This is a genomic window from Vibrio sp. YT-15 (assembly GCF_033337445.1).
GTDB classification, from domain to species: Bacteria; Pseudomonadota; Gammaproteobacteria; order Enterobacterales; family Vibrionaceae; genus Vibrio; species Vibrio alginolyticus.
In genome coordinates this window covers 1-1001 of sequence record NZ_JAWOQR010000200.1, presented here as the reverse complement: position 1 = coordinate 1001, position 1001 = coordinate 1, and the positions used below count along the sequence as shown (strand labels likewise).

The following is a 1001-nucleotide window of genomic DNA, read 5'->3' as shown; positions in this document are numbered from 1 at the left end:
CAACTCAATCGCAGAACCCACGCAGTAATAACCGATGTCCATGATGGAGCCATTGGAAAACGCAGGATTGAATGTGTTTGGATTTTCTCCATTTAGGTATTTTTGGTATCTCGATGAATACTGGCAATAGCTAATCGTCGCATGTCGTAACGGAGCGATAGACGGTAAGCTCTCTTTCAATACTTGGAAGTTTGGTGTGTAAGGCGACATAAACGCTTCAAACAACACAACGTTGTTTTCCTCAGCACAGGCAAACATCTGTTGTGCCAATGCGTAGTTCGAAGCCATTGGCTTTTCACAAATGACGTGTTTGCCCGCTTTTAACATTTGAATAGCTTGAGGAGCATGAAGCGAATTTGGACTGGCGATGTACACCGCATCAATGTCTGCATCCTGACCTAATGCTTCTAGGCTGTCGTAATAAGTATCTGCATCGTAAGGCGTGCCAAACAAACGCGCTTTTTCTATATCTCTCGAATACACAGCTTTAAGGCAAAACTGCTTGGTTTGGATTGCCGCTTCAACAAATTGTTGCGAAATCCAGTTAGTCCCGATAACAGCGAGTTTAAACATGTCACTTCCTTTATATTCGTTCTAAAAAGCCGTAATGAATTCGGCTTATCAGTGCGATTTAAGCAAGCTTTAGTTCATTAAACAACTCAAATAACTGGTTAGATTTATACGGCTTTGGCAAATACGCATCCATACCCGCAGCAAAACAATTGTGAATGTCCTCTTCCAATACACTCGCGGTCAAAGCAATGATGGTTGTTTTCTTGCAGCCCACTTTCTTTTCCCAACGGCGAATCTCTTTTGTCGCGGTTAGGCCGTCCATCACCGGCATCATACAATCCATCAAAATGGCGTCAAACTGCTCACCTTTGGTGATGGCATCCAGCGCTTCCTGCCCGTTACTCGTAATTAAGTAGTCGTACCCTGCTTTATCTAAGAAAAAGCTTGCGATTTTTTGGTTCATTAGATTGTCTTCAGCAATCAATATT

Annotated in this window: 2 protein-coding genes; both read right to left on the bottom strand. The window is 42.8% G+C overall.

Annotated elements, in window-relative coordinates:
• The coding region (locus R7D93_RS26310) for a Gfo/Idh/MocA family oxidoreductase (protein ID WP_318129682.1) at positions 1-573 on the bottom strand (573 nt) is incomplete at its 3' end.
• Positions 574-631: 58 nt separating this feature from the next.
• Positions 632-1001 (bottom strand): response regulator (locus R7D93_RS26305; protein ID WP_318129681.1); only part of this gene is annotated, 370 nt, incomplete at its 5' end.